This window comes from Streptomyces sp. NPDC051104 (assembly GCF_040682835.1).
Taxonomy (GTDB): domain Bacteria; phylum Actinomycetota; class Actinomycetes; order Streptomycetales; family Streptomycetaceae; genus Streptomyces; species Streptomyces cynarae.
In genome coordinates, this window is sequence record NZ_JBFBBS010000087.1 from 1 (window position 1) to 8199 (window position 8199).

At 66.7% G+C, this 8199-nt stretch carries 8 protein-coding genes and 4 pseudogenes; 4 read left to right on the forward strand and 8 right to left on the reverse strand.

What is annotated here, in order from left to right; genetic code table 11:
• Positions 1–96: 96 nt before the first annotated feature.
• Positions 97–201 (reverse strand): annotated as a pseudogene (locus AB0N14_RS39100) (ATP/GTP-binding protein); the annotation flags it as partial.
• A gap of 29 nt (positions 202–230) precedes the next feature.
• On the opposite strand from AB0N14_RS39100, the pseudogene AB0N14_RS39105 reads away from it, so the two are divergent.
• Together AB0N14_RS39105 and AB0N14_RS39110 are read left to right on the forward strand one after the other, a co-directional pair.
• Positions 231–347 (forward strand): annotated as a pseudogene (locus AB0N14_RS39105) (transposase); the annotation flags it as partial.
• Positions 345–566: pseudogene (locus AB0N14_RS39110) on the forward strand (transposase family protein); the annotation flags it as partial. The pseudogenes AB0N14_RS39105 and AB0N14_RS39110, both read left to right, overlap by 3 nt.
• A 132-nt stretch (positions 567–698) precedes the next feature.
• Here the strand turns inward: AB0N14_RS39110 and AB0N14_RS39115 are convergent.
• Positions 699–1038 (reverse strand): annotated as a pseudogene (locus AB0N14_RS39115) (transposase); the annotation flags it as partial.
• Between the two features lie 129 nt (positions 1039–1167).
• Here AB0N14_RS39115 and AB0N14_RS39120 point away from each other — a divergent pair.
• On the forward strand, positions 1168–1341 hold the full coding sequence (locus AB0N14_RS39120) for a hypothetical protein (protein WP_366030471.1): 174 nt from the start codon (positions 1168–1170) through the stop codon (positions 1339–1341).
• A gap of 47 nt (positions 1342–1388) precedes the next feature.
• Here AB0N14_RS39120 and AB0N14_RS39125 read toward each other — a convergent pair whose 3' ends face one another.
• From AB0N14_RS39125 to AB0N14_RS39150, 6 genes are all read right to left on the reverse strand, one after another.
• Positions 1389–3119 carry a CocE/NonD family hydrolase gene (locus AB0N14_RS39125; protein WP_366030467.1) on the reverse strand — a complete coding sequence of 577 codons (1731 nt, stop codon included), beginning with the start codon at positions 3117–3119 and terminating at the stop codon, positions 1389–1391.
• Positions 3116–3868, reverse strand: coding sequence for a metal-dependent hydrolase (locus tag AB0N14_RS39130; RefSeq protein WP_366030468.1), 753 nt, complete (start codon positions 3866–3868; stop codon positions 3116–3118). Before AB0N14_RS39130 ends, AB0N14_RS39125 begins: the two co-directional genes overlap by 4 nt.
• 47 nt (positions 3869–3915) lie before the next feature.
• A complete protein-coding gene (locus AB0N14_RS39135; RefSeq protein WP_365728887.1) occupies positions 3916–4689 on the reverse strand; it encodes a glucose 1-dehydrogenase in 774 nt (257 codons plus the stop codon).
• On the reverse strand, positions 4686–6095 hold the full coding sequence (locus tag AB0N14_RS39140) for a cytosine permease (protein WP_366030469.1): 1410 nt from the start codon (positions 6093–6095) through the stop codon (positions 4686–4688). Before AB0N14_RS39140 ends, AB0N14_RS39135 begins: the two co-directional genes overlap by 4 nt.
• Positions 6096–6286: 191 nt before the next feature.
• Positions 6287–6688, reverse strand: a complete 402-nt coding sequence (locus AB0N14_RS39145) for a RidA family protein (RefSeq protein ID WP_365728883.1) — start codon at positions 6686–6688, stop codon at positions 6287–6289.
• Positions 6689–6956: 268 nt separating this feature from the next.
• The gene (locus tag AB0N14_RS39150; RefSeq protein WP_365728879.1) at positions 6957–7589 is read right to left on the reverse strand and encodes a PAS domain-containing protein; all 633 of its coding nucleotides are present in this window, start codon (positions 7587–7589) and stop codon (positions 6957–6959) included.
• Between the two features lie 369 nt (positions 7590–7958).
• Between AB0N14_RS39150 and AB0N14_RS39155 the strand changes: the two genes are divergently transcribed.
• A complete protein-coding gene (locus AB0N14_RS39155; protein WP_366030470.1) occupies positions 7959–8099 on the forward strand; it encodes a hypothetical protein in 141 nt (46 codons plus the stop codon).
• Positions 8100–8199 lie beyond the last annotated feature (100 nt).

Genomic DNA, 8199 nt, shown 5'->3' on the forward strand with positions numbered 1-8199 from the left:
GATCTTGAGCCTCAGCAACTCGAAACCCTAAGCAGGGAACGGCGTGTTTTATGCATCAGGGCTGGTCAGGTACCCACACATCAAGCAGAAGAGCCGGTTTTTGCGGGTGTGGGCGAGGTGGCAGGCACGGCCGACGTGGAGGAGGGCGGTGGTTTTCCCTGCCGCAGCGGGGCCGGTGACGATCAGGGAGGACCGGACGGAAGCGGCACCCAGACCGGCTGGTGTTTCAGGGCATCTTGTTCGTGCTGCACACCGGCATCGCCTGGGAACATCTGCCGCAAGAGCTCGGCTTCGGCTCTGGAATGACGTGTTGGCGCCGCCTGGCCGAGTGGACCAAGGCTGGAGTGTGTCCTCGACTGCTGGTCCAACTCGGCTCCGCTCCCGCTGCGGCGGAGCCGGACGTGCCGTCCCTGCTGCGCCACCTGGACTGCATCCCCGACCCGCGCCGCCGACATGGGCGCCGCCACCCACTGGTCTACGTGCTCACCCTGGCCGCCTGCGCGGTGCTGGCCGGCGCCCGCTCTCTGACCGCGATCGCCGAGTGGGCGGCCGACGCCCCTGTTCCCCTGCTCGCCCGCTCCCGAGCCCGCCTACTCGACCCCCAACCGGGCCTGCAGATAGGTATTCCCCTTCACCCTCAGCTCGGTCAAGGACACGCTCGTGCTCCCGCGTGCGCGGATCGCGTGCTCGTTGTCCCAGTCGATGATGAAGTCCCAGCGACGGGTCTTCACTTCACCTCCCGGGCAGCCGCTCGGCGCAGGATCCGCGCTCCAGCAGCCGCTCCTGCTCCGCCTTGAGCAGCCGAGCGTTCGCCGCCCGCAGCCGAGCAAGCTCCTCAGCCGGACTCTGGCCGGCCCCGCCCACGCGGTGCTTCAACGTGTGCTGGGCGGTGTTCTTGCGGACCCATGTGCGCAACGTCTGCCCGGTGATCCCGAGCTCAGCGGCCACTACCGCGTACGTGCGCTTGCCACCGGCAGCTCGGTACAACGCGACGGCGTCCTTGCGAAACTCCTCCGAGTACGGAGACTGGCGTCCCACCTGGACATCCCTGTGGACCTTCAAGATCCATTGTCAGGGTGTCCACTCCAAAGGATCAGCCTCACCGCTCACCCTGACCCTGCCGGTGGACACCACGGCCTTCACCGACCGCGGGAGCTGCGTACGATCGTGCAGACGGCGCAGGACCGGATGAGTGACAGCCGACGCAGGGCCGCGATCGACGGGATGCCGGCGGTCGGCAAGACCACACTGGCCGTGCATGCCGCGCACACGCTTGCCGAGGACAGTCCACCGTGCTGGCCGGCGGCTTCCAAGCCGCCGGCCTCGGTGCACGCCGGATGAAGATGCGGCGTCAGGTCGGCCAGCCGAGGTCTTCGGCAGGCGCAGCGTCAGGTGGCGACGGGGAGGAAGAGACGCGTAGGACGCTGTTCATCGTGGTGAATGACCTGGGTTGCGACGACGCCGTCGAGTTGCCCGACCTCACCCACTCGTTGGCCGGTGTTGGGGTTGATGTCGTGGGCTGGGAAGTCGCTGCTGGTGATCTGCACACGGATTCGATGCCCTGTGGCGAACTCCCAGCAGGCCGGCCCCAAGGAGATGTCGTACTCGTAGGAGACACCCGGTTCCACCAAGTTCGCGGTGTCCAGTCCGTCGCGGTAGCGGGCTCGAAGGATTCCTTGGCTGACGTTGACCGTGCTTCCGTCCTCCCCCACGTCGACGAGCCGTACCACCCAGTCGGTGTCGACCGCCGAGGTTGCGGCGTGAAGCTTCAGACGGACGTTTCCGATGACCCGTACGGGTTGCTCCAGTGGCGACGTGCTGTAAACCAAGACGTCGTTGCGGATCTCGACCGCGTGCTGGCAGGCGGGGCCCATTGGGGATACCGAGGCGTCGCAGCAGGAGCGGCCGCCTGCGCTGGGGGCGGGGTTGCCCGGGTCGTAGACGTAGACGTCGGGGGGCTCGTCGGCGGGTGGGTTCTTCGTGAGTTCGCCCGTGCCTGACAACGAGTTCGCGCTGCCGTCGGAGCGCAGGAACCACTCCTGAACAGTGGTCTGCGGCGGTGGCCATGAGTCGGTGTCGAGCCATGTGTTGGCTCCCATGACGAACAGCCGTACAGGTGGGTCCAGTTCCGTGGGACGGTCCTTGAGCCAGTGGTCGAACCACTGCAGTTGGAGTTCGTTGATGCGGTTGATCGCCTCGGCACCGAAGTCGGTGCCGCCGACGATCGGCGCCCACGGTTGGTGCACCCACGGTCCCATGACCAGACGGTGTCTGTCGGTCCCGTCACCGGCGCGCCGCGAGAGTTCGGCGTAGTTCTTCACGGTGCCGGGGGAGAACACGTCGTACCAGCCGCCGAAGTGCAGGCAGGGCACGGTGATGTCGTCGTAGCGGTGCTCCAGCGAGATCTCTTGCCAGTAGTCGTCTCGACGGTCGTGTTCGAGCCAGTCGAAGAAGAACTGCGCGACCTCGGTGCCCGCGAGCAGCGAAAACTCGGCGAGCGGCCGCTCGCGGTACAGCGCCGGGACGTCGCCGAGCCGGCGAGCGATCGCCGATGCGACGTCGGGCCGCCCGCGGCGCAGTGCGTCGGGGATGGCGAGTAGCTGTGCCGTCCAGGAGACGATGAACGCCAGGTTCAGCGCCCCGCCCTCGTAGGTCCAGTCCGCGTAGTAGTCACTGCTGGTGAAGCCGGGTGCGCAGCAGGTGAGCGCCGGCGGCCGCTGGGTTGCGGCGAGCAGTTGGGTGGCTCCGGCGTAGGAGAAGCCGTAGGTGCCGACCCGGCCGTTGCTGTTGGGTAGTTGCGCTGCCCATTGGACGGTGTCATAGCCGTCCTCGGCCTCGTACCGCAGCGGGGCAAAGTCACCGTCGGAGGCGTAGCGGCCGCGGGTGTCCTGCACGACGACGAGGTAGCCGTGCCTGGCGTACCACGAGGGGTGGCGGTAGACGATCGACTGTGCGATCGACTTGTCGTAGGGGATGCGCTGCAGAAGTACCGGGTGGTCGCCGGGTGTGTCCGGTGCGTAGACGTCGGCGCGCAGCACCGTGCCGTCGCGCATGGTCGCCTCGACGTCTCGTTCCAGGCGCACGCCGGGGAACATTCCCGGGCTGCCCGCGGCGGTCACTGGTGGCTCCTTGCCGTGAGTGAAACCGACTGCCCGGGTTCGATGACCTCCACGTCCGTCGTCGTCCCGCGCTGGGCCAGGTGCCGGATGAGTTCCTCGGGGGTGCCGGTGAGTATCGGGAAGGTGCCGTAGTGGATGGGCACCGCCCGGGTGAGGCCGAGCAGCCCGACTGCGTGGGCGGCCTCGCGGGGGCCCATGTTGTAGTGCCCGTCGATCGGGAAGAGTCCGATCTCGGGGGCGTACAGGTCGCGGATCAGGGCCATGTCGCCGAATACGTTGGTGTCCCCGGAGATGTAGACCCGCCCCTGGCCGGATGGCGGCGAGGCGATGAACCCGACCGGGTCGCCGCCGTAGGCGTTCGGTGTTCCCTCGGTGACGGCGATCCCACATGAGTGGTCGGCCGAGACCATGGTGAGCTCGACGTCGCCGACCTCGATGGTGCCCCCCTTGTTCATCTCGATCACCTCGGACACGCCGGCCGAGGTGAAGTACGCAGCCAGTTCCGGGGTGCAGATGACCGGGGCGCCGGTCTCGGCGGCGAGGGGGATCACCGAGCCGATGTGATCGAAGTGCCCGTGCGTCACGGCGATCCCGTCGAGGGGCGCGATGTCCGCGAGGCCCTCGGGACGCTTGGGGTTGCCCTCCAGCCACGGGTCGAAGATGATCCGGGTACCGGCCTCAGTCGCCATCAGCACGGTGGCGTGGCCGAGCCACGTCAGGGTGCCGGGTGCTCCGACAGGGTCGCTCACGGCGTTCCTTTCGTTACGTACGGTCCTGTGCTGCGAGGTCGTGTCCGTCATGCGGCGTTCCAGCCGCCGTCGACGACCAGCGCCGCGCCGGTCATGAACCTGGATGTGTCGTCGGCGAGGAACGCCGCGGCGTCGGCGATTTCCGCGGGGGTGGCCAGGTACCTGTCGCCGTCCAGGCGCAGCGGCGTCATCCGTTCCCACTCGGCCGCGATCTCCGGGCGGGCGCGGTGGAGTCGGTTGAACTCGGTCGCGGTGGCCCCAGGGCACAGGGCGTTGACCCTGATCCCGTCATGGCCCACCTCGACGGCCAGCGCCTGGGTCATCGAGGCCACAGCGCCCTTGGAGGTGGAGTAGGCGACGGCGTCGGTGGCGCCCACGAAGGCGAAGTTCGATGCCACGTTGACTATGACACCGCGCCCTTCCTGCCGACGCATCTGGGCCACGGCTCGGCGCGCGCACAGGAAGGAGCCGCGGACGTTGGTCCGCATCACGCGGTCGAAGTCCTCGACGGTCAGCTCGGCCAGCGATTTGAACACGGTGACGCCGGCGTTGTTGATCAGGATGTCGACGCTGCCGAAAGCGGAGACGGCGGCATCGAACAGCCGGTCCACATCTGCCGGCTCCCCGACGTCTCCCCGTACCAGGACCGCGTCCCCCAACTGCGCGGCAAGCCGGTCACCGGGCGTGCCGTCGTCACGGGAGGTCTCGGCGCTGTCGCCGAGTACGATCCGGGCGCCGTCGTCAGCCAGTCGGGTCGCGATCGCCCGACCGATGCCGGACAGCCCACCGGTGACGACTGCGACCTTTCCCTGCAAGCTCACGAGGCATCTCCTATCTTTATCGACGAGGTACGCGGCGACGCTGCCGCCGGGTTGGGGCGGCGCTCGCGGGCGGTGGCATCGGTGTCGCCGGGCCGGAGCTTCTCCGTGATGGTGGATATCGCCCAGTAGCTGATGCTGGAGACGACGAAGCACACCACGCCGCCGCCGAGCCAGGGAACGCCGTTGTGCACGAGTTCGTAGGCGATCGCGCCGATCACCCACGCGACCAGTCCGATGATGTGGAACCCGCCGGTGCCCCAGTAGAGGCCCTTGGGCCGGTACAGCTCGGCGACGTCGTAGTGCCTCTTACGAACGACGTAATAGTCGGTCAGCACGATCGCGAAGAGCGGGATCAGCATGATGCCCTGGAACGACAGCCAGTTCAGCACGGAACCGAGCAGGTTGACCGTCACCGCTGCGACGATGACCACGGCACCGGTGCCGTAGTTGATCCGGCGGATCGGTACCTTGGGTACGACGTTGAGAAGCGACATCGACGCCGAGTACATGATCAGTGCGGCGGTCGCGATCGTGGCGAACATCGCGACGAAGAAGGCCACCACCCCGAAGACGGTGCCGTGATGCACCATGGCCAGCAGCGCATTGGGGTTACCGAGCCCGACCGCCGCGATCTGCCCGACGAGGAGCATGAACAGCGCGACGGGCAGCGACAGGAACGCCGACCAGAACGAACTGCGTCGGCTCTTGCCGTACCTGGTGTAGTCGCTGACCATCGGGACCCAGGTCAGTGCCGAGATGAACATGGCGTCGAACGCCAGCATGAAGGTCAGGTGCCCCTTGCCGGCCGTGTGCCAGAGCTGGGTCAGGTGCTGGCCGCTGAGCACCGCGTACAGGGCCATGGCGACGAGCACGACGACCACCGGGACGAGGAACCGTTCGAGAAGGCGCAGCAACCGGTGTCCGAGGCTGACCACGACAACAATGGACAGGCCGACGATGACGCTGTACAGGGAGGTGTAACCCATGCCCCACTGAGCGCCGATGGTCCCCATCAGCTTGCCGGCCAGCTGCACATGCACGCTGTCCCAGCCGGTCAACTCGATGAAGGCGATCAAGGCGGGCAGCCACGACCCGTAGCGCCCGAAAGCCGGCCGGGTGCAGACCATCGTGCTCGCCCCGGTCTGCCAGCCGATCACCCCGACGGCGCCGAGAACCACGAAGCCGACGATCGATCCGACCACGGTGATCATAAACGCGTCGCCCAGCGTCAGGCCGGCGGTCACGGTCCCTCCGATGAGGAAGTAGGAGACCGGAACCTGCATGCCCAAAAAGACGAACAGCAACGCCCAGAATGAGTAGTCACGCTTGTTGTGCGGCACAGCATCGAGGCTGTCCGCGCCGGAGTGATCCGCGCCCTGGGCTGCGATCACCGATTCGTCGCTCATAACTCTCCTCGATCCCGATAGATCAGCCGTCGGCGCCGGCGCCGACGGCCCTCGACTCTTGAAGGACTGACGATGTGACCGCTATCGCCAGAAACAAGAAGCCGGGAATTGCAAGGGGTACCGGCACTCTCCGTGCAGATGTCCGGCCGGCCTTTCCGGGCGAACCGGTAGCCGTAGCAATGGTTGCCATGTCACTCTTTCGCCGAATCGCGGGAAACGTCGGCCGAGGCGATCGCCTCCACCTCTACCCGGGCGCCGTAGGGAAGTGCACCTGCCGCGTAGCAGGTGCGGGCAGGGCGGGGCTCGGTGAAGAACTCGGCGTAGATGGTGTCGAATTCGATGCGATCAGCGAGGTCTGCCAGCAGCACCGTCGTCTTCACGACGTCGGCCGGACCGCAACCGTGCTCCGCCAGGCGCAGCTCGAGATTCGCCAGCGCCTGCCGGGCCTCGGCTGCGATTCCACCAGGAACAATCTCGTTGTCGAGCACCCCTAGCTGTCCGGACACGAAAATCAAGCCTACTGCTGTGCGGCTCGCCGCGTAGGGGTGGTCAGCGTCGGAGAACCGCTTCGGTGCGACCGGCCTAGAATTCATGAATAGCCCCTAGGTCCCTTTTAGAGCAAAAAATGAACGCAACATTTCCACACATCGGCAAACGGCAACGGTGTGCTGGCACTGATGTGGTTGGTCATCGATCGCTGCGCAATGGGTGGGTGCGCCATGCAATCGCCCCCGGCTCACGACTGTGATGACCGGCGGCACCCGGGGAAGCAGCGCGACTTCGCACAGACCAGCCCAGGACGGCCAGACACACTGTCCAACGACCTGGAAGATCTGTCAAGGAAAGTCCGGGCCGCTCCTGCTACGCGTCCGCTTCAGTCCCACGAACCGCGTTGAGATCGGCGTACACGGTCGCCCGAGAGACATTGAGATGCGCGGCCACCTGCTGGGCAGCCCTCGGCAGATTGAAGACGCCCTTGGCGTCCAGCGCCCCGATGATGGCGAGCCGGCCCTTACGGGTGTCCCTCGGCAGCACTCGGCCGATGGACACCTCCTCCTTCGCGACCACGGTCTCGATGACCTCGCCGATGTCATCGGAGAAGACCGTCATAGCGGTGGCCTCCGGCTCGGGGGTACTACCGACCAGCGCGGCCAGGGAGGTGGCGGCCACCCGCAGCTCGGTGATGTCGAGATTCACACACAGGGCCCCGACCACCTGTCCCGAGCCGGTACGCAGCAGCATCGTCGAAGACTTCACCATACGGCCGTCAGCAGTGCGTGTGACGTAGTTGAGCTGGTCCTCGGCCTCGTCACCCTGCGCCAGCAATCCGAGGCCGATCTCGCTCATCGCACCCCCGACATGGCGGGAAGTCACCGACCCGGCCACCGCGCGGACGCTGTTCTCCGGGTAGCGGTAGTCGTGCAGTACCACCTCGCAGTGCGGACCGAACGTCGCCGCGAGACCGTCCACCAGCGGTTCGACAGCCTGCAGCACGCTTTCCGCCTCATCGGACCCACGCTTCCCGGTCCGATCGACGCGCCCTGCTGCAGGCATTCCGATGCCCCTCTTCCACGTATGACACCGCACCGAACCCGGCTACGGACAACCCCCGCCCCGTTCGAACGCGCCCCAACATGCAGTCTCTCACGGTGTCAGTGATCCGCAGCACTGACCTCCCCACCCTCGGGGCGTGACAATCGGGGCGCGGCCGTCCGGCCGACGTCGCGCCGCGCTCCAGGCCCAGGTGTCAGTGGGACGCGGAGCGGCTCCCCGTCTCGTCGATCGACGCGATCTTCTACGAGCTGGAAGCCAGCCGCCACGTACCCTTCCCAGGTCCTTGACGACTGCGGATACGCGCCCCGAATGATCCGAAGCACCCTCCTCGTCGACCTGGTGAACACCATGGACCCCAAACTCGTCGCTGCCGCCTTCGGCATGAATCCTGAAGGTGTCATGATCTACCTTGCCGGCCGCGCCGACTCCGGACGCCTTCCGGATGGATGACTCAGCCTCATGTATTCAGCTGCGGCCGTGACCTGATGCCCTGACAGGAGAAGGGTGCCTCCCACCTGCGATGATCTGGATTTCCTAGATCAAAACCGTC